Origin of the sequence: Roseomonas gilardii (assembly GCF_001941945.1) — a bacterium.
Classification (GTDB): domain Bacteria; phylum Pseudomonadota; class Alphaproteobacteria; order Acetobacterales; family Acetobacteraceae; genus Roseomonas.
The window spans coordinates 712415-738156 of the sequence record NZ_CP015583.1 but is presented as its reverse complement, the minus strand read 5'-3'; the positions used below and the strand labels follow the sequence as shown (position 1 = coordinate 738156).

At 70.6% G+C, this 25742-nt stretch carries 26 protein-coding genes; 15 read left to right on the top strand and 11 right to left on the bottom strand.

Annotated elements, in window-relative coordinates:
- Positions 1-46: 46 nt before the first annotated feature.
- The 4 genes from RGI145_RS03225 (at position 47) to RGI145_RS03210 (ending at position 2666) form a co-directional block, all read left to right on the top strand.
- The gene (locus tag RGI145_RS03225) at positions 47-553 is read left to right on the top strand and encodes a type III secretion system chaperone family protein (RefSeq protein ID WP_027282576.1); all 507 of its coding nucleotides are present in this window, start codon (positions 47-49) and stop codon (positions 551-553) included.
- 19 nt (positions 554-572) lie between these two features.
- Entirely contained in the window at positions 573-1376 is an 804-nt protein-coding gene (gene proC / locus RGI145_RS03220) for a pyrroline-5-carboxylate reductase (RefSeq protein WP_075797212.1), read from the top strand.
- Between the two features lie 93 nt (positions 1377-1469).
- On the top strand, positions 1470-2165 hold the full coding sequence (locus RGI145_RS03215) for a TetR family transcriptional regulator (RefSeq protein ID WP_075797211.1): 696 nt from the start codon (positions 1470-1472) through the stop codon (positions 2163-2165).
- Positions 2166-2222: 57 nt separating this feature from the next.
- A complete protein-coding gene (locus tag RGI145_RS03210) occupies positions 2223-2666 on the top strand; it encodes a phasin family protein (RefSeq protein ID WP_027282579.1) in 444 nt (147 codons plus the stop codon).
- 91 nt (positions 2667-2757) lie between these two features.
- Here the strand turns inward: RGI145_RS03210 and RGI145_RS03205 are convergent, their stop codons facing one another.
- Positions 2758-2937 (bottom strand): DUF4169 family protein, encoded by a 180-nt coding sequence (locus RGI145_RS03205; protein ID WP_237183191.1) that lies wholly within the window; start codon positions 2935-2937, stop codon positions 2758-2760.
- A 166-nt stretch (positions 2938-3103) separates the two neighbouring features.
- On the opposite strand from RGI145_RS03205, the gene RGI145_RS03200 reads away from it, so the two are divergent.
- Both RGI145_RS03200 and RGI145_RS24905 read left to right on the top strand, forming a co-directional pair.
- Positions 3104-3769, top strand: a complete 666-nt coding sequence (locus RGI145_RS03200) for a dienelactone hydrolase family protein (RefSeq protein WP_075797209.1) — start codon at positions 3104-3106, stop codon at positions 3767-3769.
- Positions 3766-3927, top strand: a complete 162-nt coding sequence (locus RGI145_RS24905) for a hypothetical protein (RefSeq protein ID WP_156878413.1) — start codon at positions 3766-3768, stop codon at positions 3925-3927. The genes RGI145_RS03200 and RGI145_RS24905 overlap by 4 nt, the downstream gene beginning before the upstream one ends.
- A gap of 59 nt (positions 3928-3986) precedes the next feature.
- On the opposite strand, the gene RGI145_RS03195 is transcribed toward RGI145_RS24905, so the two are convergent.
- The 5 genes from RGI145_RS03195 to petA all read right to left on the bottom strand — a co-directional run bounded on the left by RGI145_RS03195 (position 3987) and on the right by petA (position 8157).
- Positions 3987-4409 (bottom strand): GNAT family N-acetyltransferase, encoded by a 423-nt coding sequence (locus tag RGI145_RS03195; RefSeq protein ID WP_083670335.1) that lies wholly within the window; start codon positions 4407-4409, stop codon positions 3987-3989.
- Positions 4406-5296, bottom strand: a complete 891-nt coding sequence (locus RGI145_RS03190; RefSeq protein ID WP_075797208.1) for an S-methyl-5'-thioadenosine phosphorylase — start codon at positions 5294-5296, stop codon at positions 4406-4408. The genes RGI145_RS03195 and RGI145_RS03190 overlap by 4 nt, the downstream gene beginning before the upstream one ends.
- Before the next feature lie 109 nt (positions 5297-5405).
- A complete protein-coding gene (locus tag RGI145_RS03185) occupies positions 5406-6194 on the bottom strand; it encodes a cytochrome c1 (RefSeq protein WP_075797207.1) in 789 nt (262 codons plus the stop codon).
- Positions 6194-7471 (bottom strand): cytochrome b, encoded by a 1278-nt coding sequence (locus RGI145_RS03180; RefSeq protein ID WP_075797206.1) that lies wholly within the window; start codon positions 7469-7471, stop codon positions 6194-6196. The genes RGI145_RS03185 and RGI145_RS03180 overlap by 1 nt, the downstream gene beginning before the upstream one ends.
- A gap of 59 nt (positions 7472-7530) precedes the next feature.
- A complete protein-coding gene (gene petA / locus RGI145_RS03175) occupies positions 7531-8157 on the bottom strand; it encodes a ubiquinol-cytochrome c reductase iron-sulfur subunit (RefSeq protein WP_237183190.1) in 627 nt (208 codons plus the stop codon).
- A 294-nt stretch (positions 8158-8451) separates the two neighbouring features.
- On the opposite strand from petA, the gene hemF reads away from it, so the two are divergent.
- Positions 8452-9411, top strand: a complete 960-nt coding sequence (gene hemF, locus RGI145_RS03170; protein ID WP_237183189.1) for an oxygen-dependent coproporphyrinogen oxidase — start codon at positions 8452-8454, stop codon at positions 9409-9411.
- 30 nt (positions 9412-9441) lie between these two features.
- On the opposite strand, the gene RGI145_RS03165 is transcribed toward hemF, so the two are convergent.
- The 3 genes from RGI145_RS03165 to RGI145_RS03155 form a co-directional block, all read right to left on the bottom strand.
- Positions 9442-9996, bottom strand: coding sequence for an NADPH-dependent FMN reductase (locus tag RGI145_RS03165; RefSeq protein WP_075797205.1), 555 nt, complete (start codon positions 9994-9996; stop codon positions 9442-9444).
- 127 nt (positions 9997-10123) lie between these two features.
- Positions 10124-10327, bottom strand: coding sequence for a hypothetical protein (locus RGI145_RS03160; protein WP_075797204.1), 204 nt, complete (start codon positions 10325-10327; stop codon positions 10124-10126).
- Positions 10328-10329: 2 nt separating this feature from the next.
- The gene (locus RGI145_RS03155) at positions 10330-10521 is read right to left on the bottom strand and encodes a hypothetical protein (protein WP_075797203.1); all 192 of its coding nucleotides are present in this window, start codon (positions 10519-10521) and stop codon (positions 10330-10332) included.
- A gap of 174 nt (positions 10522-10695) precedes the next feature.
- On the opposite strand from RGI145_RS03155, the gene RGI145_RS03150 reads away from it, so the two are divergent.
- From RGI145_RS03150 to RGI145_RS03125, 6 genes are all read left to right on the top strand, one after another.
- Positions 10696-11352 (top strand): tyrosine-protein phosphatase, encoded by a 657-nt coding sequence (locus RGI145_RS03150; RefSeq protein WP_075799787.1) that lies wholly within the window; start codon positions 10696-10698, stop codon positions 11350-11352.
- Positions 11353-11391: 39 nt separating this feature from the next.
- Complete coding sequence (gene hemA, locus RGI145_RS03145) at positions 11392-12594, top strand: 5-aminolevulinate synthase (protein WP_075797202.1); 1203 nt, start codon at positions 11392-11394, stop codon at positions 12592-12594.
- A 155-nt stretch (positions 12595-12749) separates the two neighbouring features.
- Positions 12750-14387 (top strand): NAD(P)/FAD-dependent oxidoreductase, encoded by a 1638-nt coding sequence (locus tag RGI145_RS03140; protein WP_075797201.1) that lies wholly within the window; start codon positions 12750-12752, stop codon positions 14385-14387.
- A gap of 185 nt (positions 14388-14572) precedes the next feature.
- Positions 14573-15028, top strand: a complete 456-nt coding sequence (locus RGI145_RS03135) for a hypothetical protein (RefSeq protein WP_075797200.1) — start codon at positions 14573-14575, stop codon at positions 15026-15028.
- Between the two features lie 240 nt (positions 15029-15268).
- A complete protein-coding gene (locus RGI145_RS03130) occupies positions 15269-17410 on the top strand; it encodes a VTT domain-containing protein (RefSeq protein WP_075797199.1) in 2142 nt (713 codons plus the stop codon).
- A gap of 59 nt (positions 17411-17469) precedes the next feature.
- Positions 17470-18144, top strand: a complete 675-nt coding sequence (locus tag RGI145_RS03125; RefSeq protein WP_075797198.1) for an endonuclease/exonuclease/phosphatase family protein — start codon at positions 17470-17472, stop codon at positions 18142-18144.
- A 31-nt stretch (positions 18145-18175) separates the two neighbouring features.
- Here RGI145_RS03125 and RGI145_RS03120 read toward each other — a convergent pair whose 3' ends face one another.
- A complete protein-coding gene (locus tag RGI145_RS03120) occupies positions 18176-20785 on the bottom strand; it encodes a cation:proton antiporter (RefSeq protein WP_075797197.1) in 2610 nt (869 codons plus the stop codon).
- A gap of 411 nt (positions 20786-21196) precedes the next feature.
- Here RGI145_RS03120 and RGI145_RS03115 point away from each other — a divergent pair, with 411 nt between their 5' ends.
- Entirely contained in the window at positions 21197-22060 is an 864-nt protein-coding gene (locus RGI145_RS03115) for an endonuclease/exonuclease/phosphatase family protein (RefSeq protein WP_075797196.1), read from the top strand.
- Positions 22061-22068: 8 nt separating this feature from the next.
- Positions 22069-23559, top strand: a complete 1491-nt coding sequence (locus RGI145_RS03110) for a phospholipase D family protein (RefSeq protein ID WP_075797195.1) — start codon at positions 22069-22071, stop codon at positions 23557-23559.
- 70 nt (positions 23560-23629) lie between these two features.
- On the opposite strand, the gene RGI145_RS03105 is transcribed toward RGI145_RS03110, so the two are convergent.
- Positions 23630-25492, bottom strand: coding sequence for a glycoside hydrolase family 15 protein (locus RGI145_RS03105; RefSeq protein ID WP_075797194.1), 1863 nt, complete (start codon positions 25490-25492; stop codon positions 23630-23632).
- Positions 25493-25742: the final 250 nt, after the last annotated feature.

Genomic DNA, 25742 nt, shown 5'->3' with positions numbered 1-25742 from the left:
TAGACTCAGTGGTCAGGGCCCAGCCAGGACGGGAAGGAGGTGCCACATGACCGCTCCGCTCGCCCTCGGACGCCGGGAGAAGGCGTCCAATCCCCTCGACGTGATGGAGCAGATCGTCGTCGCCAACGACTGGGCGTTCGACCGTCGCTCTTCCGGCGAAATGGCCGCCGAGGCCCCGGGGAAGTGGTGCGACTACGGGTTGCATTTCGCGTGGTCTTCCGAAATCAGCGCCATGCACTTCACCTGCGCCTTCGACATGAAGGTGCCGCCCGAAGCCCGTGGCAAGCTCTACGAACTGCTGGCCCTGGCCAATGAAAAGCTCTGGATCGGCCATTTCGGGATCGAGGGCGACGACGGCACCCCGGTCTTCCGGCACTCGGTGCTGCTGCGCGGCGCCCCCGGGGCCTCGGCGGAAAGCCTGGAGGACATGGTGGACATCGCTCTGACGGAATGCGAGCGTTTCTTTCCGGCCTTCCAGCTCGTGCTGTGGGGCGGCCGTGGCGCCGAGGATGCGCTGCAGGCCGCCATGCTCGACTGCCTCGGGGAGGCCTGACGTGACGTAAGGAGGTTCCATGAGCGAGGCGCTGCCGCCCGTCCTGCTGGTTGGCTATGGCAAGATGGGGGGGGCGATGCTGACGGGCTGGCTGGCCCGCGGCATCTCCGAAGCCCTCGCCGTGGACCCCTATGCTTCCGAGGTTCCGGCCGGGCTTCGCCTGTTGCCGGAACCCGGCGCCCTGCCACCGGAATTCCGCCCCGCCGCCGTGGTGCTGGCGGTGAAGCCGCAGATGGCGTCCGAGACCCTGCCTGCCTATGCCCGCTTCGCGAAGGCGGGGACTGTCTTCGTGTCCATCATGGCCGGCCAGACGGAGGCCGGGATCGAGCGCCTGCTCGGTGGCGAGGCCGCGGTGGTGCGCGCCATGCCCAATACCCCGGCCGCGATCGGCCAGGGCTTCACGGTTGCCTTCGCCGGGGCGCGGGTGACGGAGGCACAGAAATCCCTGGCGGATGCCCTGCTCCGCGCCGTGGGCGAGGTCGCCTGGGTGGAGGAGGAATCGCAGCTCGATGCCGTCACCGCCGTCTCGGGCGGCGGGCCGGCCTATGTCTTCCTGCTGGCGGAACTGCTGGAGAAGGCGGCGCTGGAACAGGGCCTGCCCGCCGGGCTGGCGCGGCGCATGGCCCGCGCCACGGTCTCCGGCTCGGGGTCCCTGCTCGCACGCAGCCAGGAGGATGCCGCTGTGCTCCGGCGCAACGTGACCAGCCCGAAGGGCACCACGGAACGGGCCCTGGCCGTGCTGATGGCCGAGGATGCCTGGCCCGCGCTGGTTTCCCGCGCCATCGCCGCCGCGACGGCGCGCTCGCGCGAGCTGTCCGCGTGAGTGCCTGCTACCTGGGGAGCCGGTCTTCACGACTGCACGGGCCGGGGCATCCCGGGCTTGGCGCGCAGGCGGCGCAGGACGAATTGTGGGCCCATGCAGAATCCCGTTGATCCCCTCCTCCCGCCCCCCTCCCCCACCTTCGACGAGGCACGGGTTCTCGATGCGCTCTGGCAGGTCGTGGCCACGCGCGGCTGGTACGGCGTGACCTTCGGCCGCATCGCCGCCGAGAGCGGGGTGGGCCTCGATTCGCTACGGGCGCGCTACGGCACGCCGATGGCCCTGATGGCCGCCCATGCCCGCTCCGTGGACCGGCAGGTGCTCTCCACCACCATCCCCGGCCAGGGCGGCGCGGCGCGCGACCGGATCTTCGACCTGCTGATGCGCCGCTTCGATGCGCTGCAGCCGCACCGGGCGGGCATCCTGCGACTCCAGGCCGATCTGCGCCGGCACCCACTTCTCGCCCTCTCGCTTTCGCCGTTGCTGATGGCCTCCATGGCCTGGATGCTGGAAGGAGCGGAGGTCGATACCTCCGGCGCGCGCGGGCTGATGCGCGTGCAGGGCCTCGTGGGCGTCTGGCTAGCGACCTCCCGCAGTTGGACAGACGACAACAGCCTGGATCTGGGACCGACCATGGCGGCGCTGGACAAGGCGCTGGACCGCGCGGAGCAGATCGCGCGCACGCTGCGCCTGGATGACGGCGATCTTTCCGCGGCCGGTCATGCCGGAATCGTTCCGGGCCGGGATGCAGCACCATCGCCACCGGCCGGCACGGACCCTATGCTGGGTTAGCGCGATCTCTGGACGGACCTGGCTGTCGCGCTCCCTTTCCGAAGGAGGAACCACAACATGGCTAAGTCCCCCACTCCGCCGGGCGATCTGGATCCGTTCCGCGAATCCATGAAGATCTTCTCCGAGATGCGCTTCGGCGCACTGCCCGACCTGGAAGGTCTGGCGGCGGCGCAGCGGCGCAACCTGGAAGCCCTGTCCGCCGCGAACCGCGTGGCGCTCGAAGGGGCCCAGGCCGTGGCCAAGCGGCACATGGAGATCATGCAGCAGTCCATGGCCGAGATGACGGACGCCATGCGTTCCGTCACCGAGCAGGGCGACCCGAAGGAGAAGGCCGCCCGGCAGGCGGAGATCCTGAAGGCCACCTATGAGCGGGCGGTTTCCAACATCCGCGAACTGGCCGACCTGATCCAGAAGTCGAACGGTGAGGCGCTGAACCTGCTCAACCGCCGCTTCACCGAGGCGATGGACGAGGTCAAGACCATCATGTCCAGCAAGGGCTGACAGCAGGCTGGACCAGCCCTCCGCTGGGAAAGCGACCGGTCCTGGCATGGAACAGGGCCGGTCATGCGGTCCTGCCGCGCCCCATGCGGCATCACTCCGGCCGCCCGGGTTCCTCCCGCCGGGCGCCGTCCAGCAGCGCCTCCCGCTTTTCCCGGGCCAGCCGGTCCGCCGCCTTGCTGGCGCCGCTGCGGCCATGGCGGATGCGGTTCTCCGCGGCCCTCGCTTCCTTTTCCACCTTGTCCCTGGCCTTCCGGACCTGACGGAGATTCACGATATCGCCCATCGGGGCAGGATAGAGGATCAGGCCGCGCCGTGGAATCGGCCAGATCCGGGACGGTCGGGCCCGTGACAGGCGACCCGAAAGCACGCAAAACTGGCAGTGAATGGCGCCACCCGGCGTGGTACGGGCATCCGGCCGAGCGACAGGACCGCACAACATGCAGATCGAACTGACCGCCAGGGATGGGCACCGCTTCTCCGCCTACCGCACCGGCCCGAAGGATGCCGCCCGTGGGCTGGTGGTCGTGCAGGAGATCTTCGGGGTCAACGGCCATATGCGCCATGTCAGCGACCATTTCGGGGCGCTGGGCTATGCGGTGGTCTGCCCAGCGCTGTTCGACCGTGCCGAGCGTGGCGTGGAACTCGGCTACGCCAAGGAGGACGTCCAGCGCGGCCTGGCGCTGCGCGCGCAGATCCCGGAGGAAGGCGTCCTGGCCGATATCCAGGTCGCTGCCGATGCCCTGCCGGCGGGAGCCCGGCGCGGGATCGTCGGCTATTGCTGGGGTGGCACCATCGCCTGGTGGGGCGCGACGCGCATGACCGGCTTCTCGGCGGCGGTGGGCTATTACGGCGGCGGCATCGCGACGAGCCGCGAGGCGGTGCCGAACTGCCCGGTGCAGCTACATTTCGGGGCCGAGGATCACGGCATCCCGCTCACCGATGTGGAGGCCATCCGGGCCGCGCAGCCCGGGATCGAGGTCCATGTCTATCCCGGCGCGGGCCATGGCTTCGCCTGCGAGGAACGCGCCTCCTTCAGTGCGCCCAATGCCTCGGTGGCGGCGGAGCGCACCCGGATCTTCCTCGACAAGGCCATGCACGCATGATCGGGCGCTTCATCCTCTGCTTCATCCTGCTGGGACTGCTGGTCTGGATCCCGATGGCCTCCCCGCAGGGCTTCGGCGACGCGCCGCTCCTGATGGTGGGCGTGCTGTTCCTGGCGACGCTGCCGCTCGTCTGGCGGCGGCATCCCACGGACGAGTGATGGAAGGGCGGCCTTGCCGCCCCCCTCATCGTCAAGGCCCGGCGCGATGCGCCGGGAATTCAGTCCAGGACCTGATGGAAGCGGATCGAGGAGTCCTCGAAGCCCAGTGCGCGATAGAAGGCGTGGGCGTCGTTGCGCCCCTTCCGCGTCGTGAGCTCCAGCCGCGCGCAGCCCCAGCCCCGGGCGGTTTCCAGCGCCGCATCGACCAGCCTGCGGCCAACCCCGCGCCCCCGCGCGGCCTCATCCACCACAAGGCTGGTGATCCGCGCGTCCGGCGCCGGACGGTGCAGCATGGGGGACTGGTTCATGGCCAGGGCGCCCAGCACCTGCCCCGCTTCCTCGGCCACCAGCACGGCCTGGCCGCTTTCCGGCGCGATCAGCCCGGCGATCATCGCCGGGGCGATCTCGTGCCCGCTGAGCTGGCGCATCAGCGCGACCAGCACCGGGACATCCCCCGGCGCCGCGGGCCGCACCGCGATCACGCGACCTTGCCCAGCACGCGTCCGGCCACGGCGTCCAGCTTCGCCATCAGGGCCGGATCTCGCTTCTCCGGCGGGGTGACGAGCGCCATCTCCAGCGCCCGGTCGCAGCCATAGGGGCAGGCGCCGCGCGGCGCACCCAGCGAGGGGATCACCTGCTTCACCAGGGCCCGCGCCTTGTCGGCATTGCTGTGCATGATCTTGATCACCGCATCGACGGTGACGTGGTCATGGTCCGGGTGCCAGCAGTCGAAATCCGTCACCATGGCGACGGTGGCGTAGCAGAGCTCCGCCTCGCGGGCGAGCTTGGCCTCCGGCATGTTGGTCATGCCGATCACGTCGCAGCCCCAGGCGCGGTAAAGCTCGCTCTCTGCCTTGGTGGAGAATTGCGGACCCTCCATCACGAGATAGGTGCCGCCGCGCTTGTGCGGGATGCCGATCTCGCGCGCCGCCGCCTCCATCGCGTCGCCGAGACGGGTGCAAACGGGATGGGCCATCGACACATGCGCGACGCAGCCGGTCTCGAAGAAGGTCTTCTTGCGGGCGAAGGAGCGGTCGATGAACTGGTCCACGATCACGAAATGCCCGGGCGGCAGGTCGCCGTTCAGGCTGCCCACGGCGGAAACGGACAGGATCTCCGTCACGCCCGCACGCTTCAGCACGTCGATATTGGCGCGGTAGTTCAGCTCGCTCGGCGGCACGCGGTGGCCGCGGCCGTGACGCGGCAGGAAGACGCAGCGCACGCCGTCGAGCCGGCCGAAGAGCAGTTCGTCGGAGGGCTCGCCCCAGGGGCTCTCCACCCGGCGCCATTCGCGCTCCACCAGCCCGTCGATGTCGTAGAGGCCGGAGCCTCCGATCACGCCGATCACGGGTTCGATCAGGTCGGACATGCTGCGTCCTCTCGAAAACGGGCAACGGCCGCGCAAGGCGGCCGCGAGGGATTCCCGGAACACGGGCGGACCCCACCATGCCCGTTTCCCGGCATGGCGGGTATGGCCCTCAGTGCAGGTCGGCCCAGACCCTGCGCTTCACCGCATAGGCGAGGCCGCCCAGGACGACCAGGAAGATCAGGATCTTGATGCCCATGGCGCGGCGGGTTTCCAGGTTGGGCTCGGCGGCCCAGGCCAGGAAGGTGGCGACGTCGCGCGACATCTGGTCCTCGGTCGCCTTGGTGCCGTCCGCGAACTCGATCTGCCCCTCGTTCAGCGGCTTGGGCATGGCGATCATGTGGCCGGGGAAGTACCTGTTGTAGTGCATCCCGGTCGGCACGTTCACGCCTTCCGGCGGGTCGGCATAGCCGACCAGCAGGGCATGGAGGTAGTCCGCCCCGCCCTCCCGCGCCTTGGCGATCACCGAGAGATCCGGCGGCAGGGCACCGTTGTTGGCGACGCGCGCGGCGTTCTCGTTCGGGAAGGGCGCGCGGAAGCGGTCGCTCGGGCGGCCGGGCCGGGGGTTCACCTGGCCGTTGTCGTCCGGCGCGCCGGGCACCTCCACCGAGGCGGCGGCGGCCTGCACCATGGATTCCGGCAGGCCGATCTGGGTCAGGTTCCGGTAGTAGAGCTGGTGCAGCGAGTGGCAGTTGGCACAGACCTGCATGTAGATCTGCGCCCCCCGCTGCAACGAGGCCCGGTCGAAGGTTCCGATCGGGCTGCTGAAGGAGAAGCCGGCCTTGGGGAGCTCGATCTCGCCTTCGGCGGCCCGGGCCGCCGGGGGAGCCAGCATCGGCCCCAGGGCCAGCAGGGATGCCAGGACGACGCGCCCGGCCAGGGGCTTGAGGCGACGGATCATCACGCCTTCTCCATCGGCTTGCCCGCGGCGCCGGCCGGCAAGGGGCCGCCGCCCCGCCGCAGCACAGGCTGGCTGATGCTCTCGGGCAGCGGCAGGGGTTTCTCCAGCCGCGACAGCAGTGGCAGGATCACCAGGAAGTAGAGGAAGTAGTAGGCCGCCGCGACGCGGCCGACGGTCACGTAGGGCTCCTCCGGCGGCTTGCCGCCGACCCAGAGCAGCACGAAGAAACTCACCACCCAGACGAAGAAGAAGGGCCGGGCCAGCGGTCGGAAGCGCATGGAGCGGACCGGCGAAGCGTCCAGCCAGGGCAGGATGAAGAGCACCGCGATGGCGCTGAACATCATCAGCACGCCGCCGAGCTTGCTCGGGACCGCGCGCAGGATGGCGTAGAAGGGCAGGAAGTACCATTCCGGGACGATATGCGCCGGCGTCACCAGCGGATTGGCCGGGATGTAGTTGTCCGGATGGCCCAGGTAGTTCGGCGCGAAGAAGACCAGCACGGCGAAGACGATGAAATAGACGACCAGCCCGACGCTGTCCTTGGCCGTGTAGTAGGGGTGGAAGGGGATCGTGTCCTGCGGCCCCTTGGGCTGGATGCCCAGCGGGTTGTTGGAGCCCGAGATGTGCAGCGCCGCGATGTGCAGGAAGACCACGCCCACGATCACGAAGGGCAGCAGGTAGTGCAGGGCGAAGAAGCGGTTCAGCGTGGGATTGTCCACGGAGAAGCCGCCCCAGAGCCAGGTCACGATGTGCTCGCCCACCAGCGGGAAGGCGGAGAACAGGTTGGTGATGACGGTGGCACCCCAGAAGGACATCTGACCCCAGGGCAGCACGTAGCCCATGAAGGCCGTGGCCATCATCAGCAGGAACAGCACCACGCCCAGGATCCAGAGCAGCTCGCGCGGCGTCTTGTAGGAGCCGTAGTAGAGGCCGCGGTAGATGTGGACATAGACCACGATGAAGAACATCGAGGCGCCGTTGGCATGGGCGTAGCGCAGCAGCCAGCCATAGTTCACGTCGCGCATGATGCGCTCGACGCTGTCGAAGGCCAGGTTGGCGTTGGGCGTGTAGTTCATCGCCAGGAAGATGCCGCTGGCGATCATGATCACCAGCGTCACCATGGCCATGGCGCCGAAGTTCCAGAGGTAGTTGAAGTTCCGCGGCGTGGGGAAGGAGCCGTATTCCTTCTCCATCATCGTGAAGATGGGCATGCGCTGGTCGATCCAGCGCAGCACCGGATTCTTGACGTCGCTCTCGATCAGGCCAGGGGCGGCCATGGGATCCTCCTCAATCCTGGACAGGCGGTGTCGCCGGGTTCGTCCCGGCGTACAGCCCCTCAGCCAATGCGAATCCGGGTGTCGTTGGTGAAGGCATAGGGCGGCACCACCAGATTCGCCGGCGCCGGCCCCTGCCGGATCCGCCCTGCGGTGTCGTAGACGCTGCCGTGACAGGGGCAGAACCAGCCGCCATAGGCCCCCCGCTCATCCGTCGGCTTCTGCCCCAGCGGCACGCAGCCGAGATGCGTGCAGATGCCGACCACGACCAGCCAGGGCTCCTTGCCCGGCTTGGTCCGGCTCTGGTCCGTCGCCGGGTCCTTCAGCGCCGACATCGGCGTGTCCACCGCGGCCTTCACCTCCTCCGGCGTGCGGTGGCGGATGAAGACCGGCTTGCCGCGCCAGACCACGGTGATGGCCTGGCCCACCGCCACCGGCCCCAGATCCACATCCGTGGTGGACAGGGCCAGCGTGTCCGCCGCCGGGTTCATGGAATTGATGAAGGGCCAGGCGATCGCGCCCGCGCCCACCAGGGCGAAGGAGCCGGTGACCAGCTTGAGGAAGTCGCGCCGCCCCCCGGAATGGTCCCCTTGCGGCGACAGGCCAGGACGTTCGCTCTGGGTCTTGCCCGATCCCGTCAGCCCGGGAATCGACCCCGATACACCCGCGGTCGCCATCTGCTCGGCCATGCGTCTTGTCGTCCCACGTCGCCAGATCTTGTGCCCCGGCCAGCCCGTTCCGCGACACCCGATTCTGAGGGCATGCCCATTCTGGACACGCCCACCCCGGAAGGCATGGAAACCAGACAGCCGTTCGTCCTCTTGTCAGGCTCGCCCAGGGGGCGCACCCGGCCTCAGACATTGGGGGGACGCGAAAGGGGCCCAACAGGCCACCGTTTCCACCCCCTTGTTGCGACCATATAAGTCGGTGGCGCGACGGGTGGCAACGCCACCTGCCACGCCCGACACAATCGGGGTGCCGAAATGACACAGATCCCGCCCGACGGCCTCCGCCCGGATGGCGCCGCCGAGGCCCGTGGCGAGGCCCGGACCGGGGAGACGGATGCCGCCCTGTCGCGCCATCCCCTCGCCGCCCCCGCCCGCGCCTGGTTCGAATCGCTGCGCGACCGGCTCTGCGCCGCCTTCGAGGCCATCGAGACGGAACTCTCCGCCGGCCCGCATGCCGACATGCCGCCCGGCTGCTTCGAGCGCCGCGCCTGGCAGCGCGCGGATGGCGGCGGCGGCGTGATGTCGGTGATGCGAGGGCGGGTGTTCGAGAAGGTGGGGGTGAACGTCTCCACCGTCTGGGGCGAGTTCTCGCCGGAATTCCGCCGCTCGATTCCCGGTGCCGAGGAGGACCCGCGCTTCTTGGCCACCGGCGTGTCGCTGGTGGCGCATATGCGTTCCCCCCGCGTGCCGGCGGCACACATGAACACGCGCTTCATCACCACGACGCGGGGCTGGTTCGGTGGCGGCGGCGACCTGACGCCCATGGTGCCGGAGGCGCCCGAGGCGCAGGAGGACGCGGCGGGCTTCCACGCGGCCTTCCGCGCCGCCTGCGACCGGCACGACCCGGCCTACTACCCGCGCTTCAAGGCCTGGTGCGACGAGTACTTCTTCCTGCCGCACCGCAACGAGCCGCGCGGGCTGGGCGGGATCTTCTACGACTGGCTGGGGCGGGATGACACGGCGGACCGGCTGCCGGATCACTTCGCCTTCACCCGCGACGTGGGCGAGGCCTTCCTCGCCGCCTATCCGGCCATCGTGCGCCGGCGGATGCATGAGGCCTGGACGCCGGAGGAGCGGGAGAACCAGCTCGTCCGGCGCGGCCGCTACGTGGAGTTCAACCTGATCCACGATCGCGGCACCCTGTTCGGGCTGAAGACGGGCGGCAACACCGAGGCGATCCTGATGTCCCTGCCGCCCGAGGTCCGCTGGCCCTGATCCCCTGCTCCTGAAGAGGCCCGGGCTGCCTTATTTCAGGCGGCGCGCCAGGTCGGCCAGCTTCGCCAGATGCTCGCCCAGGAACTTCCGGGTGCCCTCGTCGGTCAGGCGCCCCTCCGCGTCGAACTTGCTGCCGGCGCCACCGACCAGCACCTCGGCGCCGGGCACGACGTGGCAGCCCATGACCGAGAGCACCTGCCGGAGTTGGTAGTTGGCGAGCGCCGTGCCCAGGGCTCCGGGCCCGGCGCCGATCACCGAGGCCGCCTTGCCGGCGGCCGGCGGTGCGGGCGGCCGCGAAACCCAGTCCAGCGTGTTCTTAATGATCCCGGAAAAGGAACGGTTGTATTCCGGCGTGGAGATGAGCAGCGCATCCGCCTCCGCGACAGCCTTTCGCAGGGCCTCGGCCGGGGCCGGGTAGCCCTGGGTCCGGACGTCGTCGTTATACAGCGGGATCTCGGACAGGTCGAAGATCCTCACGGTGGTGCCAGAAGGCGCCAGTTCCGCGGCCGCATGCAGCAGTGCCGTGTTGTAGGAGCCCTTCCGGAGGCTGCCGGACAGGGCCAGGATCGTGAGGGGATCGCTCATCGGGCTTCCTGGTCAAAAGGGTATGGACCGGGGCGAGGCGCCCCGGCCCGATCCTCCTGACTTAGGCCCCTCCGGCGGTCGCGGGAATGGTGCGTCGCACCGTCACCATCACCGCCCCCTATCGCCGCTATTTGCGGCGCGGATCGGAACTGTGGTGGCGGTCCGCCTCGCCACCGCCGCCGGAGACCTGGCTCCGCGACGTACTGGTGGCCTCGCCGGGCCGGGGCTCCTCCGCATGGCGCGTGGCATGGCCATGGCTGCCACCCTGGTGGCTGCTGCCGGGACCACCGCCGGAACGGTCGGCTTCCTCGGTCTTCCTGCTGGTGGACATGCTCACCGGTCCTGCTGATAGCCCTGGTGGGTCGTGTTCTGATGCGTGTTGCCCTGGCGGCCCTGCTGCGCCGGGTCGCGCTGCGTGGCGTTGGCCTTGGCCTCCTTCGAGGAGATCTCGCCCTTTCCGGCATTGCTGCCGCCATGCGGGCTGCGGTTCTCCGGCGGCACCGGGGGGAGATGGGCATTGCTCATGGCGTCTTCCTTGCTTTCCCTTTTCTGGCTCTTTTCTGGCCCCGTCCCCCTAACGCGCCCGGGCAGGGCTCCGTTGCCCAGCCGCCGGCCCGCCCCGGCGCGGGGTTGCAGCCCCGCGTTTCCACCCTGCCCCTGCCGCTTGTCCTGGCCCGGGCGCGACGCCATACCCACGGCGTGCCGAAAGATCCCTCCACCCCCGCTGGGCGGCGCGCCGCCTGGGCGGACAGCCTCCTGCACGACCACTCCATCCTGCGCATCGGCTGGCGGAACTGGGGCGTGGTCGAGCCGGGCCGCCTGTACCGCTCCAACCATCCACAGCCCTGGCAGCTCGCCCGGGCCATGCGGCGCTTCGGCCTGCGCTCCGTGGTCAACCTCCGGGGGCAGCGGGTGGAATGCGGCTCCGACGCCCTGTCGCGGGAGGCCGCGCAACACCTGGGCCTGGCGCATTACGATGCTCCCTTCGAGAGCCGGGGCGCCCCGCACAAGGAGCGCATCCTGCGCCTGGCGGAACTTTTCGGGCGGATCGAGGAACCGGTGCTGATCCACTGCAAGTCCGGCGCCGACCGCACCGGCCTCGCGGCGGGGCTCTGGCTGCTGCTGCAGGGACGTTCGCCCGAGGAGGCGATGGCGCAGCTCTCCCTGCGCTGGGGGCATATCTCCGCCAGCAAGACCGGGATTCTCGACGCCTTCTTCCGGCTCTATGCGAAAGCCGCGCCCAAGCCCTTCCTCGACTGGTTGCGCGAGGATTACGACGAGGCCGCGCTTCGCCGGTCCTACACCTCCCGCCCCTGGGCCGACCGCATCGTGGACGGGCTGTTGCGGCGGGAGTAGGTCGCTCCCTTATACCCTCCCGCCTGTCGCGGAGACGCCATGCACGCCTTTCACGATCATTGCCGCCGCGAACTCGCCCAGATGAAGGCCGAGGGGCGCTACCGGACCTTTGCCGACCTCAGCAAGTCGCGCCAGGGCTTCCCCCGCTACACCCTGCCGGATGGGCGGGAGGTGCTGGTCTGGTCCTCCAACGACTACCTCGGCCTCGGTGGCTCGGACATCCTGGCGGAAGCCGCCAAGCGGGCGGTGGAGGAGCACGGCGTCGGCTCCGGCGGCACCCGCAACATTTCCGGCAACACGCCCTATCACGTGGCGCTGGAGGCCGAGCTGGCCACGCTGCACCGGAAGGAGGCGGCGCTGGTCTTCACCTCCGGCTATGTCGCCAACCAGGCCGCGCTGGGCACCATCCTGGCCAGCATGGGCGGCAACTGGCAGGTCTTCTCGGACGAGAAGAACCATGCCTCCATGATCGCGGGCATGAGGAACGCCCGGAAGGCGATCTGGCGCCACAACGACGTGGCCCATCTGGACGAGCTGCTCGCCCGCGCCGAGCCGGGCGTGAACAAGCTGGTGGCCTTCGAATCCGTCTATTCCATGGACGCGGATATCGGCCCGCTGGCGGACATCATCGCCGTCGCCCGCCGGCACGGGGCGCTCACCTATCTCGACGAGGTGCATGCCGTCGGCATGTATGGCGAGCATGGCGCGGGCGTGGCGGAGCGGGACGGGGTGCTGGACGGCATCGACATCGTCCAGGGCACGCTGGGCAAGGCCTTCGGCTGCCATGGCGGCTATGTGGCGGGCGACGCGGCGGTGATCGACTGGCTGCGCTCCTCCGCCTCGGGCTTCATCTTCACCACCTCCATGCCGCCCTGCATCGCCGCCGCCGCCCTGGCCTCGGTGCGCCATGTGAAGGGTGCCACGGCGCTGCGGGAGCGGCACCAGGAACGGGCGGCCCGGCTGAAATCGGCCTTCCGCGCGGCCGGGGTCGAGCCCATGCCCTCGATGAGCCATATCGTGCCGGTGCGGGTCGGCGACGCCGCCCTGTGCCGCGAGGTCAGCCGCCTCCTGTTGGAGGAGCACGGCCTCTACGTGACGCCGATCAACTACCCGACCGTTCCCCGCGGCACGGAGCGGTTGCGCTTCACCCCCACCCCCCTGCATGGCGATGCCGAGATCGAGCAGGCCGCGCAGGCGGTGGCCAAGGTGCTGCGGCAGCTCCGGGCCGCCTCGGCCGCCTGAGGACAGCCACCTGGGGACACGGGATGAGCGGGGGCGGACGCCCCCCTTCCCGCCCGCCGCGCATCGGGCGCATGGCGCGGGCGACGTTTCTCCGGCTTGGTGCGCGCGGTGGCGCGACCTATCTGTCCCCGGATGACCCGCATCCTGCCGCCGACATGCTGCGCCTGACCGAGCTCCGCCTGCCCCTGGACCATCCCGAGCCCGCCCTGCGTGCCGCGCTGCTGCGCCGCCTCGGCGTGCCGGAGGGGGACCTGCTAGGCTTCACCGTGGCCCGGCGCGGCTATGACGCGCGCAAGAAGTCGCAGATCCTGCTGGTCTATACGCTGGACGTGGAGTTGCGGAACGAGGCCGCCGTGCTGCGCCGCTTCGCCCGGGACCACCATGTCGCCCCGGCGCCGGACACGCGCTACCGCTTCGTGGCGCGGGCGCCGGAGGGCTTCGCCAACCGCCCGGTGGTGATCGGCGCCGGCCCCTGCGGGCTGATGGCCGGGCTGATCCTGGCGCAGATGGGCTTCCGCCCCATCATCCTGGAGCGCGGCAAGGTGGTGCGGGAGCGCACCAAGGACACCTGGGCGCTCTGGCGCAAATCGGCTCTGACGCCGGAAAGCAACGTGCAGTTCGGCGAGGGCGGGGCGGGCACCTTCTCCGACGGCAAGCTCTATTCCGGCATCAAGGACCCGCAGAATCTCGGCCGGAAGGTCCTGGAGGAGTTCGTGAAGGCGGGGGCGCCGGAGGAGATCCTGTTCGTCTCAAAGCCGCATATCGGCACCTTCCGCCTCGTCACCATGGTCGAGAGCATCCGTGAGACGGTGGAATCCCTGGGCGGCGAGTACCGCTTCGGCGCGCGGGTCGAGGATCTGGAGATCGAGACCGCAGCCGACGGCACGCGCCGGGTCCGCGGCGTGGCGCTCCAGGACGGCGAGCGCATCCGCGCCGACCATGTGGTGCTGGCCCTGGGCCACAGCGCCCGCGACAGCTTCGCCATGCTGCACGAGCGCGGCGTCTACATGGAGCCCAAGCCCTTCTCCCTCGGCGTGCGGATCGAGCATCCGCAGTCGCTGATCGACCGGGCCCGCTTCGGCCCCTTCGCCGGGCACAGGACCCTGGGGGCGGCGGACTACAAGCTGGTTCACCACGCCGCCAACGGGCGGGCGGTCTATTCCTTCTGCATGTGCCCCGGCGGCACGGTGGTGGCCGCGACCTCGGAACCCGGCCGTGTCGTGACCAACGGGATGAGCCAGTATTCGCGGGCCGAGCGGAACGCCAATTCCGGCATCGTGGTCAGCATCAACCCCGAGGACTATCCGGGCGGGCCGCTGGCCGGCATCGAGTTCCAGCGCCACTGGGAATCCCTGGCCTTCCAGGCGGGCGGCGGCACCTATGCCGCCCCGGCCCAGCGCGTGGGCGATTTCCTGGCCGGGCGCCCCTCCACGGAACTCGGCGCCGTCGTCCCGTCCTACAGACCCGGCGTGACGCCCACCGACCTCTCGCTCTGCCTGCCGGATTTCGCGGTGGCGGCGATCCGCGAGGCCCTGCCCGCCTTTGCCCGCCAGATCCCGGGCTTCGCCATGGAGGATGCGGTGATGACCGGGGTGGAGACGCGCACCTCCTCCCCGCTCCGCATCCGGCGCGGCGAGGACCTGCAGAGCCTGAACACCCGCGGCCTGTTCCCGGCCGGCGAGGGCGCGGGCTATGCCGGGGGCATCCTGTCCGCCGGGGTGGACGGAATCCGCATCGCCGAGGCGGTGGGGCGCAGCCTGGTGGGCGAGGCGGAGACGCGGGCCGCCGCCTGAAACGCCCGCCACCCGCCCCGGACAGCCGGAAGCGGCGGCCAGGGCGCGGAAATCGCACCTTTCTCGATCCTCCGGCGGGAAGCGGCCATAATCCTGCCGCCTGGCCCGCCTAACCGGCCGGACCCGGGAAGAAGCGCCCGGGACAAGCCCCGGGAAAAGCCCCCAGGAAAAGCCAGGAGGACCGCATGCCCATCCCGCCCCCCCTCGTCGCCCTCGCCCATGCCCCGGCGGCGACGATCGACGAGCTGGAGAGCATGAGCCTGCGGCTGGCGGACGAAGTGGTCCGGCTGCGGATGCAGGCCAGCAGCCAGAAGGACGAACTGGCCTCCGGGAAGACCCGCATGGCGGCCCAAGCGCGCGAGATCACCGCGCTGCGGGAGGAACTAGCGGGGCTGCGGGAGAAGCTGGGCGAGGCGGAGACGCGGCTGAACGTGGAAGCCATGCATGCCGAGGGTCTGCGGGCCCAGGGCCTCTATCTGGTCTCCCTGGGCGCCGAGGCGCCGCGCGCCAGCGAGCCGAGCGGCCAGCACTACGCCGATGGCGAGGTGAAGACCCGGCTGGCGGTGGTCTATGAGGAAGCCTTCGACCGCAAGGGCCACGAGATGGGCATCTCCGACCCGGCCCAGTACCGGGCGGACTGAGGCTCCGGCCTCCGGTCCACCGAGCCCCGCCGTGGCGCGAGCGGCCATCCGGCAACGGATTGATCGCCGGTTTCCCCAACCATAACTTGTAACGGGTGGGTCCGGCACGCGCGGGCCCGCGGCGCAGGGCTCCCGCAATGCAAAACGGACCCGCCCTCGCCGCGTTAGGGCCTCGGTTCGGATATGGCAGGTGGCTTGCGGGTGGGTGACATCAGGGCGATCAGGCGATGGCGGCCGGCGATGCTGTCGGAACGCGTGGCGCTCCTTCAGCCCGGCCGCAATCTCTGGCGGCTGGCGCGCGCGGAACGGGCCACGCTGCTGCCGGATGCCGCACCGTACTACGACGCGTTGCGCCGGGCGCTCCGCAACGCACGGCACAGCATCCAGATCGTCGGCTGGGACATCGACAGCCGCACGCCGCTGGTGGGCCCCTCCGGCCGGGTGGAGGACGGGCTTCCGGAAACGCTCGGCCCCTTCCTGAGCGCCCTGGCCGAGCGCAATCCCGACCTCAGGGTCCATCTGCTCCTCTGGGACTATTCCGTCCTCTACGCCATGGAGCGCGAACTGCTGCCGGTGCTGGCGCTGCGCTGGAACACGCCGCCGAATGTCGAGCTCTGCCTGGATGACACCGTTCCCTTCGGCGCCTCCCATCACCAGAAAATCGTGGTGGTGGACGGCGCCATCGCCTTCGCCGGCGGGCTGGACCTGACCATCCGCCGCTGGGACACGGCGGAGCACGACCCGGACAACCCGTTGCGCGTCGATCCCGGCGGCGTGCCCTATCCCCCCTTCCACGACGTGCAGATGCTGGTGGACGGCCCCGCCGCCGCCGCCCTGGCGGAGCTGGTGCGCCGCCGCTGGGCGCGCGGTGCCTGCGAAGAGCTGCCGCCCGCCCCACCCGCCCGGCACGATCCCTGGCCGGAAGGCGTGGCGCCGGATTTCCGCGACATCGCCCTGGGCATCGCCCGCACCGAGCCCGCCATGGAGGATCGCGACGGGCACCGCCAGCCCGCCATCCGCGAGATCCGGCAGCTCTACCTCGACACCATCGCCACGGCGGAACGCTGGATCTACGCGGAGAACCAGTTCCTCACCTGCGGCACCATCGCCCGCGCCTTCATCCGCCGCCTGAAGCAGCGGCCGGATCTCCAGATCCTGCTGGTCTGCCCGAAGACGCACCACACCTGGCTGGAGCACCGCACCATGCTGGCCGGGCGCATCCGCTTCATGCGCGCCATCCGCCGCGCCGGCATGGAGGGGCGCGTCCGGCTGGTCTTCCCGCATGTGCAGGGGGCGAGGACCGCACACGAAGTCATGGTGCATGCCAAGGTCATGGTCATCGACGACCGGCTGCTGCGCGTCGGTTCCTCCAACCTCTGCAACCGCTCCATGGGCACGGACACGGAATGCGACCTGATCCTGGACGCCGGGGACGAGGCCGGGCGCGGAGCCGTGCGGCGCGCCCTGGGGCGCCTGCTGGGCGAGCATCTGGGCGCCACGGAGGACACGGTGACGGCCGCCCTGGATGATCGTGGCGCGCTGTTCGCCACCGTGGATGCCCTGAATGGTGGGGAGCATTCCCTGCGTCCCATCGAGGATGGCGAGTTGAAGCGGCACGAGCGCGTGCCCTCGCTGGAAGCGGCCGCCGACCCGCACCGCCCGATCGGGGCGGAGGAGTTCTTCGCCGACTTCGCCCCCGGCAATCCCGGCGGCCGGCCCTGGCCGCTGCTGCTCAAGGCGCTGCTCGTCCTGCTGCCGCTCGCGGCCATCGGCCTGCTCTGGCGCTACACGCCGCTGGCGGAGCTGGTCTCCCCTTCCGCCATCCGCGCCATGCTGGACGAAGGCGGCGGCTGGGGGCCCCTCGCCGCCATCGGCCTCTTCCTGCTGCTGGGCCTGCTGGCCTTCCCGGTCAACGTGCTGATCATCGCCACCGCCGCCGCCTTCGGCACCTGGCCGGGGCTGGGCTACGCCACCGGCGGCGCCATGCTCAGCGCCGCGGCCATGTACGGCCTGGGCCGGCGCATGGGGCCGGACCTGCTGCGGCGCTTCCTGGGGCCGCGCATCAACCGCGTCAGCCAGAGCGTGGCGCGCAACGGCATCATGGCGGTCACCGCCATCCGCCTGCTGCCGGTGGCGCCGTTCACCCTGGTCAACCTCGTCGCCGGGGCGATGCGCATCCGATTCTTCGACTACATGGCCGGCACCTTCCTGGGCCTGCTGCCGGGCGTGGTGCTGATGTCGGCGCTGGGCGACCGGATGACCCGCATCCTGGAACACCCGACGGTGGAGAACGTGGCGCTGCTGCTCGGCCTGATGGTTGTCTGGGCGGGCGTCACCTGGGGCCTCCAGCGCCTCGTCCGGCGCCTGCGGCACGAGGGCTGAGCTTGCCGCACCGCAAGGCCCCGCCGCCATCACCCGTACCGCCGGGCGGCCTGCGGGTCATGAGCTGGAACATCCATGCCGGCATCTGCCCCGCCGGACGCTACGACCTCGGCCGCGTCATCGCCCTGGTGCGGCGCCACGCGCCCGACCTGGTCGCCTTGCAGGAGGTGGAGGGCCGCAACCGTCACGATGGCGAGGAACCCTTCCGCCTGCTGCGCGAGGCCCTGGGCGGACAGGCGGTGGAGGCCGCCACGTTGCGCGAGGCCGGGGGCAGCTACGGCCACATGCTGATCAGCCGCCTGCCCCTGCGCGAGGCCGCCGTGCACGATGCCTCCCTGCCGGGGCGCGAGCCGCGCGCGGTGATCTCGGCGGTGCTGGATCTCGCCGGTGGCCCGCTGCATGTCTTCTCGGCGCATTTCGGGCTGCAGGGGCGCGAGAGGCGGCATCAGGCGCGGGTCCTGGCCGGTCTGGCGCGACAGGTGGAAGGCCCCGCTCTGGCCATGGGCGACTTCAACGAATGGAGCTGGCGCGGCGCCGTGGATCGCGCCTTCCTCGGCATCCTTCCGGTCCGCACGCGGGAGAGGACCTTCCCGGTGCGGCGCCCGCTGCTCGCGCTGGACCGGATCTACGGCCGCCCGCGCCAACTCCTGCGCCGGAGCTGGACCGACCCCGCCGCCCGGGAAGCCTCCGACCACCTGCCTGTCCTGGCGGAGATCGAGTGGCCGGGAGGATAGTCCCGCCGGCTCCAGAGAGTGGGACGGCCCCTCAGCGCTCCTCGGAGACCCGGTCCCGCGTCTCGTCGGCGATGCGGAAGGGCGGCTCGGGCGTGGCGGTCACGTAACGCATCTCCGCCTCGTCCCCCTCCTCGTTCTGCTCCACCTCCGCCTCCACATCCCGGGAGGGCAGGCGGTCGCTGGCCAGTCGCTCGAAGCGGCCCACCAGTTGCGGCGCGTCCAGGATCAGGCGCTGGAAGTCGGCGGCGCTCAGCTCCAGCAGGTGGCAGAAGCTGCTGGCCCGCGCGCGGGCCTTGCGGCGGCCGCCATGGATCAGCTCGTGCTCGCCGAAGAACTCGTTCGGGCCCAGCCGGACCTCCTGGCCGTCCTGCAGGAACTCGACTTCGCCGGAGCTGATGAAATAGACCGCGTGTGCCTTCTGCCCCGGGCGGTAGATGCGCTCGCCCGGCACGGTGAAACGCACCGTCATGCTGATGGCGACGTCGTGCAGCACCGCTTCCTGCAACCCGATGAAGACGGGGAAATCCTTGATCCGCGTGTCGAGCCCGGATTGCAGGTTGAACTTCAGCGGCCGGCCGATATGGCGCCGCGCCTCCTCCAGCGAACGGATCAGCTCCTCGTAGAGCTCCTCGCCGATCAGGGATTCGTTGCGCAGGCTGACATACTCGTCCGCCTCCTGCCGCAGCCCGATCTGGCGCAGCATCCGGCTTTCCAGCGCCTCGGCATAGCCGGGATACTGCAGGCGCAGCGTGTCCATCGCATCGGCCAGCAGGTCCTCCCGCCGTCCGACGATGTCGCCCACCACCTCGGTCACGCGGGTGCCCAGCACCGGCTCCATGCGGCGGCGCATGAAGCGCGACATGGCGACGGAGACCAGATGCGTGAGCAGCAGGGTCTCGAAACGCTCGGCCATGCAGTGCATCAGCGGCGTGTCGATGCGGAAGTTCCGGTGCAGCCACTGCGCCGCCCGGAAGCGCAGCGTCGGCCGCAGCCGCCGCCGCGCGGCCTGGATATAGCCGAGCCGGCCCTCGGAGCGGGCACCGTCGATCATGCTCTCCGCGGTCCAGAGCAGGTTCTCCATGACCCGGCGGGACAGGCCCTGGTCCTTGAAGATCTCCAGCAGGATGGCGCGCTCCTGCGAGGCATAGGTGATCAGGCCCAGCGTCACCCGGTCGCGGTCGCCGATCGCCGTGTCGAAGGTGTTGGCGGCGGTCTCGACCTTCACCCGGCGCTCGTACATGTCGAGCACATGGGCGCAGGCCTGGGGGGAAAAGCCGAAGTCGCGCGCCGTGTCGCGCAGCCGGTCGCGCACCTCGCCGAGCCCGATGGCCACCACCTGGTTGCGCAGCGCCTGGTCGGTGGGCGAGAGCTGGTCGAGCTTCAGCGCCCGCACCAGGAAGCGCAGCGTGGTGCCGTTCACCAAAAGGGTGAAGAGCACGTAGCCGGTGGCCAGGATGGTGATGAAGCGCTGCGTCGCCGCCGGCACGCCGACATGCTCGGTCACCGACAGGGCCAGGGCCAGGGTGATGGCGCCGCGCAGGCCACCCCAGAGGATGGTGACCTTGAAGCGCATGGGGATGCGCTGCGAGATGCCGAGCCAGCGCAGGACCGGCAGCAGGCCGAACAGCACCACGGCCCGGGCCACGGTCGCGGCCAGCACCACCACGCCGATCAGCACCAGGTCCCATTGCGTCAGGCCCAGCAGCAGCCTGGGCACCAGCATGGAGGCCAGCACGAAGACCAGCGAGCTGGCCCAGAAGGCGAGCTGCCCCCAGACATCGGTGATGTAGGACCAGCTCTGCGGCCGGAAGGTGGAGGGGCCGATGGCGCTGACCGTCAGCCCCGCCGCCGCCGCCGCCACCACGCCGGAGGCGCCCAGCACCTCGTCGCAGAGGATATAGGCGAAATAGGGCAGTGCGAGCGTCATCGTCACCTCGGCCGCCCGGTTGCCGCCCAGCACCGGCATGACGAAGAGCATGGCCCGCGCGAAGAGGAAGCCGACCGCCAGCCCCTCCACGAAGGAGACCACCAGCGTCACGCCCCCGGCGATCCAGTCCGGCTCGTGGTGCCCGACGATCTGCGCCAGCAGGATGGTGAAGATCGAGATGGCCGCCGCGTCGTTCAGCAGGCTCTCGCCCTCCACCAGCCGGGTCAGCCGGCTGTCGGCGCCGATGTCGCGGAAGACGCCCACCACCGCCGAGGGGTCGGTGGTGGCCACGATGGCGCCCAGCAGCAGGCAGGAGGCCAGCGGCACGCCCGCGATGGGGGCCAGCGCGAAGCCGATCGCCGCCGTGGTCACCAGCACCGCCACCACCGCCAGCACCAGCACCGGCGCCGCGTCGCGCGCCAGGCGCCGCACATCGATGGACAGGGCGCCGTGGAAAACCAGCAGCGGCAGGAAGATGAAGAGGAAGACCTCCGCGTTCACCGGGAAGTTGATCAGCGTGCCGGCGACGTCGTCGATCGCCTTGTTCACCCGCTGTTCCATCAGATAGGCGGCCCCGCCGCCCAGCACGGTTCCCACCACCGCCAGCAGCACCGTGTCGGAAAGCATCAACCGCTTCGCCAGGGGCTGAACGGCGCTCACCACCACCAGGAGCGCGGCAATGGCCAGGAGGATATGGGGAAGGTCGATCAGCATCACGGGCAGCTTCTACCTGATGCGGTGAGGAAATGTGACGGAATGCGGCATCGGCATGGCGCGGGCCGTCGGGCCCACCTCCCCAGTGGAAAACGGGTCATGGCATTGTCGGGTCTCAGGAATGTGTCAGGGCCTTTGCCGAGCGGAGCATTCTGTTGCGGCGCGGCATCCTACGGCGACAGCCGGCCGGGCCGTGCCCCCGGCACCTCCCTTGAAACCTCCCTGGCACGCTATTGTCACGCGCCCGCAGCGGCATGAGGCGACCTTCCGGCTTGCGGGCGGGGGCCGGGTGGCACATGTAAAAGCCATGCTCTCAGCCTCGTGGCACCGGCCGGACCTGGCCCCCTGCCCTGCGCCCGCAGGACCGCGCCCTCCCTCCCCGGCCCCCACCCTTTCCCTGTCCCCACGGTCATGAAGCTCCCCTCGGACAGCCACGCGGCCCGCCGTCTCCTGCGCCGCATCCGCGATGCCCGGCGGGGCGCCCGGGCAGTGCACCATCCCCATCCAGGGGAGGCGCCGGACGGGCTGACCCTCCGCGTCGCGTCCTACAACGTGCACAAATGCGTGGGCCGGGACGGCCGCTTCGATCCGCAGCGCATCGCGGCGGTGATCGGGGAGATGGATGCCGACCTCGTGGCGATCCAGGAGGCGGACCGCCGCTTCGGCCGCCGCTACGGGCTGCTGGATGCCGCCACGCTGCGGCAGGAAAGCGGGCTGCACCTGCTGCAGGTCTCCGACCTGCCGGACGGGCATGGCTGGCACGGCAACGCCATCCTGCTGCGGGAGGGCACGCCGCTGCGCCTGCACCGCCTTGCCCTGCCAGGGGCGGAGCCGCGCGGCGCGGTGATCGCGGAGCTGGACCTGCCGGTGGGCCGGCTGCGCGTGGTGGCTGCCCATTTCGGCCTCCTCCGCAACTGCCGCATGCGCCAGGGCGCTGCCATCCTGCGCAACATCACGGAGGGGGCGCCCATGCCCACCCTCATGATGGGAGACCTGAACGAATGGCGGCCCGGCCGGCGCTCGGCGCTGCGATCGCTGGAACCTTTCTTCGGCCCCATGAACGAGGGGCCGGCCAGCTTCCCGACCCGGATGCCAGTGCTCTCGCTGGACCGCATCCTGGGCTGGCCGAACGGCTTGGTGCATTCGGTGGAGGCGCATGACACCCCCCTTTCCCGCGTCGCCTCCGACCATCTGCCGCTGAAGGCCCTGCTGCGCCTCGACCTGCTGGATGGTGCCGCCGAGGACGCCGCGCCCCGGCTCGCCGGCGTGGGCTGACCCTGGCCATGGAAACCGCCAAGACCCTCCTCCGGCGGCCGCACAGGCGCCTCCTGCCGCGCTGGCGCGCGGCACGGCCGACGCTGGACCAGGCGGTGGACGAGGCGCTGCGTCGGATCGGCGCCGACACCGGCACGACGCTGGTGGCCAACGGGCTGGAAGCCTTCGGCCTGCGCGCCGCCAGTGCCCGCGCCGCCACCCGCAGCCTGGACCTGCAATACTATGCCTGGCACGACGGCATCACCGGCCGCCTCCTGGCACGGGAGATCCTGCACGCCGCCGACCGGGGCGTGAGCGTCCGCCTGCTGCTGGACGACAGCTGCGTGCTGGACGACCAGTCCGCCGCCCCGCTGCTCTGCCGGCTGGGGGCGGATCATCCGGGCATCGAGGTGCGGATCTTCAACGCCCATCGCTGGCGCTTCCTGGGCAAGTTCGGCTTCGGCCTGGAACTGCTGCTCAGCCGCGGGCAGCTCAACCACCGCATGCACAACAAGTCCTGGATCGCCGACGGGCGGCTGGCGATCCTGGGCGGCCGCAACATCGGCGACGAGTACTTCGATGCCTCGGGCAGCTTCAACTTCCGCGACCTGGACATCGCCGTGGCCGGCGGCGCTTCCCAGCAGGCGCTGGCGCAGTTCGAGCGCTACTGGAACCACCGCCTGGCCCGCCGCGGCCAGTGCTGCGACACGCCGGAAAGCCTGGACGCGCTGCGGCGCCGCCTCGACGCGGATGCCCGTTCCGCCGAGGCGCAGCCCTATCTCGAACGCGTCCGCGCCTCGCTGGAGCGCGACATCCTGCATGGCTATGCCAGCCTGCTACCAACCCAGGATGTCGAGGTCGCCGCCGACCCGCCCGACAAGGCGACCGGCGAGGAGGTGCCGGGCCGCCTGGTCACCGCCATCGATGCGGCGCTGCGCGGCACGGAGCGCGAGGCGCTGCTGATCTCCCCCTATTTCGTGCCGGGCGAGGCCGGGGCCGAGGCGCTGACGGGCATGCTGCGGCGGGGCGTCCGGGTCCGGGTGATCACCAATTCCCTGGCCGCCACCGATGTCGTGGCGGTGCATGGCGGCTATTCCCGCTATCGCCGCAGGCTGCTCAAGGAGGGTCTGGAGATCTACGAGCTGAAGCGCAGCGGGCGGGAGGATGCCGGCGTGCTGGGCTCCAAGGGCGCCAGCCTGCACACCAAGGCCTTCGTGCTGGACCGCGAGCAGCTCTTCGTCGGTTCCTTCAACCTCGATCCGCGCTCGGCCAACCTGAACACGGAGATGGGCGCTTTCGTCCGCAACGCCGATCTGGCGGAGCGGCTGCGGCGGGAGTTCCGCCGCCTGTCCTCGCCCCAGCGCAGCTACCATCTCGGCCTGCGGCGCGGCCTGATGGTCTGGATCGACGAGAGGCCGGATGGCCGCCGCCGCGTCCAGCACAAGGAGCCGGATGCGAGCTGGCGCCGCCGTCTCCTGGCCCAGCTCGTGCGCTGGCTGCCGGTGGAAAGCCAGCTCTGATCCTGGGTCGCGAAGGCCGCGCGCCGGAAGCACCCTTCCGCGCAACGGCATGGGACGCGGCCCCCGGGGGCTATCGCAGCCGGACCACCCGGCGGCTCGGCGTTTCCCGCAGGGTCCGGTCGGCATAGGTGCCGCGCACGGCGTCGCGCCCGCCATGGCGCAGCAGGTCCAGCACCATGGCGCTGTGCAGGAAGCCGAGATGGCTGAAGGCCTGCGGGAAATTGCCGAGGAAGGTGCCATCCTCGGCGATCTCCTCGGGAAACAGGCCGACATCGTTGGCGAGGGCGCGCAGCGCGTCGAAACGCTGCCGCGCCTCCTCCTCCCGCCCCAGCCAGGCCAGGGCATCGACCAGCCAGAAGGCGCAGAGCAGGAAGGTGCCCTCATGCCCGGGCAGCCCGTCCTCCGTCCTGTAGCGGTAGACCAGGGCGCCATGGCCGAGCTGCCGGATGATCTCGTCCACGGTGCGGTTGAACACCGCCTCGTCCACGGGAAAGCCCAGCATCGGCGCCAGCAGCACCGACGCGTCCACGGCATCGCTGCCGAAGCTCTGGGTCAGGTAGCCGCCATGCGGATGCACGCCGGGCCCGTTCACCTCCGCCACGATGGCATCCCGCGCCGCGCGCCATTCCTCCCTCTCGCCGAGCAGGTGGATGGCGCGGTCCAGCGCCACCCAGTTCATCAGCACCGCGTGCAGGTAGCGCGTCGGCGGCAGGCGCGGTTCCCAGAGGCCGTTGTCGGGCTCGCGCCAGACCCCGGTCACGTAGTCCGCCACACGGGCGATCTGCCCACAGGCCTCCTCGTCCAGTTCCCCGCCCAGCCGTGTCCGCAGATGGACGAGATCCAGGAGCTGTCCGTAGACGTCGGCCTGGTGCTGGTCCGCGGCGCCGTTTCCCGCGCGCACCGGCGCGCTGCCGCACCAGCCCTCGAAATGCGCGATCTCGTGCTCCTCCAGCCCCTCGCCGCGGCCGTCGATGGCGTAGAGCGGCCGCAGCCCGCCATCGTCGCGCATGGAGAGCTTCCGGACGAAGCCGAAAAAGCGCTCGGATTCCTCCACATGCCCGAACTTCTTCAGCGCATAGAAGGCGAGGCAGGAATCGCGCAGCCAGCAGAAGCGGTAGTCCCAGTTGCGGATGCCGCCGATCTCCTCCGGCAGGGATGTGGTGGGCGCGGCCACCAGGGCGCCGCTGGGTTCGTAGGTCAGCGCCTTCAGCACCAGCGCGCTGCGCACGAGGTCGTCCTGCAGCGGACCGTGGTAGCTGCGGGTGCCGGACCAGGAGATCCATCCCTGCCGCGCCTGTTCCAGCCGGTCATAGACATCCACCCGGTCCTCCCCCGTCGCGGCGCCGGCCCGGAACAGACGGAAGGCGGCATGGCCGCCGCCGGCCAGGGTGAAGCGGGCCACCGCGCCCCCATCCTCCAGCACGAGCGGCTCGTCGGACAGCAGGCTGGGGCATCCCTCGGCCATGGCCCGGTGCCCTTCCACCCGCAGGGGCGGAAACGCCGTGGCGAAGCCGGGCAGCGGCCGGAAGCAGAGGCGGAAGCGCAGACGGCCGGACACGCCGCTCAGGATGCGCACCAGCTCCGGCCCCGGCGGCCCTTCCCCCTCTCCCTGGGGCGGCAGCATCAGGTCGATCAGCCGGGCCATGCCGGACGCCGTGGCGAAGGTGGTCTCCAGGATGTTGGTCTGCGGCAGATAGGACCGGCTGACCTCGAACTCCTCCTCCGGGCAGAGCTCGAAGAAGCCACCGCGCCTCCGGTCCAGCAGCCGTGAGAAGACCGGCGGTGCGTCGAAGCGTTCCAGGCAGCACCAGTCGATCGCGCCATCCCGCGCCACCAGCGCGGCGCCGTGGCAGTTGCCGATCAGCGCATAGTGCTCGATCGGCTGGTAGGGACGGGTTCCATCGGGAGTCTGGGGCGGAAGTGTGGGGCTCAAGGGGGCGGACCGTTCCTCGCGGCATGGTTCTGCCCGGACCGTTCCCGGCCCGGCAGGCGCACCCCGCCCAGGAGGGCCGGGGCCACCCCAACTCAACGGAACCCCGCACCGGCCGCTGCCCGGTCTCGCGCGCTGTTGATGCCCCTTTACGGCCTGGGCGGCGGCCTATCCCGCCTGCCGGGCTACCGCCATCGCCGACAAGACGGTGGCGGATGGCGGCACGGCTGCACCCCGCCACCCTCGCGGCCGT

Excerpts from the sequence above, each read along its gene's own strand:
- proC (WP_075797212.1), top strand. The coding sequence starts at position 573 with ATGAGCGAGGCGCTGCCGCCCGTCCTGCTGGTTGGCTATGGCAAGATG.
- RGI145_RS03200 (WP_075797209.1), top strand. The coding sequence starts at position 3,104 with ATGCAGATCGAACTGACCGCCAGGGATGGGCACCGCTTCTCCGCCTAC.
- RGI145_RS03185 (WP_075797207.1), bottom strand. The coding sequence starts at position 6,194 with ATGATCCGTCGCCTCAAGCCCCTGGCCGGGCGCGTCGTCCTGGCATCC.
- RGI145_RS03120 (WP_075797197.1), bottom strand. The coding sequence starts at position 20,785 with ATGCTGATCGACCTTCCCCATATCCTCCTGGCCATTGCCGCGCTCCTG.
- RGI145_RS03190 (WP_075797208.1), bottom strand. The coding sequence starts at position 5,296 with ATGTCCGACCTGATCGAACCCGTGATCGGCGTGATCGGAGGCTCCGGC.
- RGI145_RS03180 (WP_075797206.1), bottom strand. The coding sequence starts at position 7,471 with ATGGCCGCCCCTGGCCTGATCGAGAGCGACGTCAAGAATCCGGTGCTG.
- RGI145_RS03210 (WP_027282579.1), top strand. The coding sequence starts at position 2,223 with ATGGCTAAGTCCCCCACTCCGCCGGGCGATCTGGATCCGTTCCGCGAA.
- RGI145_RS03135 (WP_075797200.1), top strand. The coding sequence starts at position 14,573 with ATGCCCATCCCGCCCCCCCTCGTCGCCCTCGCCCATGCCCCGGCGGCG.
- RGI145_RS03140 (WP_075797201.1), top strand. The coding sequence starts at position 12,750 with ATGCTGCGCCTGACCGAGCTCCGCCTGCCCCTGGACCATCCCGAGCCC.
- petA (WP_237183190.1), bottom strand. The coding sequence starts at position 8,157 with ATGGCCGAGCAGATGGCGACCGCGGGTGTATCGGGGTCGATTCCCGGG.
- RGI145_RS03215 (WP_075797211.1), top strand. The coding sequence starts at position 1,470 with ATGCAGAATCCCGTTGATCCCCTCCTCCCGCCCCCCTCCCCCACCTTC.
- RGI145_RS03225 (WP_027282576.1), top strand. The coding sequence starts at position 47 with ATGACCGCTCCGCTCGCCCTCGGACGCCGGGAGAAGGCGTCCAATCCC.
- RGI145_RS03160 (WP_075797204.1), bottom strand. The coding sequence starts at position 10,327 with ATGTCCACCAGCAGGAAGACCGAGGAAGCCGACCGTTCCGGCGGTGGT.
- RGI145_RS03125 (WP_075797198.1), top strand. The coding sequence starts at position 17,470 with ATGAGCTGGAACATCCATGCCGGCATCTGCCCCGCCGGACGCTACGAC.
- RGI145_RS03165 (WP_075797205.1), bottom strand. The coding sequence starts at position 9,996 with ATGAGCGATCCCCTCACGATCCTGGCCCTGTCCGGCAGCCTCCGGAAG.
- hemF (WP_237183189.1), top strand. The coding sequence starts at position 8,452 with ATGACACAGATCCCGCCCGACGGCCTCCGCCCGGATGGCGCCGCCGAG.
- RGI145_RS03110 (WP_075797195.1), top strand. The coding sequence starts at position 22,069 with ATGGAAACCGCCAAGACCCTCCTCCGGCGGCCGCACAGGCGCCTCCTG.
- hemA (WP_075797202.1), top strand. The coding sequence starts at position 11,392 with ATGCACGCCTTTCACGATCATTGCCGCCGCGAACTCGCCCAGATGAAG.
- RGI145_RS03130 (WP_075797199.1), top strand. The coding sequence starts at position 15,269 with ATGCTGTCGGAACGCGTGGCGCTCCTTCAGCCCGGCCGCAATCTCTGG.
- RGI145_RS03155 (WP_075797203.1), bottom strand. The coding sequence starts at position 10,521 with ATGAGCAATGCCCATCTCCCCCCGGTGCCGCCGGAGAACCGCAGCCCG.
- RGI145_RS24905 (WP_156878413.1), top strand. The coding sequence starts at position 3,766 with ATGATCGGGCGCTTCATCCTCTGCTTCATCCTGCTGGGACTGCTGGTC.
- RGI145_RS03115 (WP_075797196.1), top strand. The coding sequence starts at position 21,197 with ATGAAGCTCCCCTCGGACAGCCACGCGGCCCGCCGTCTCCTGCGCCGC.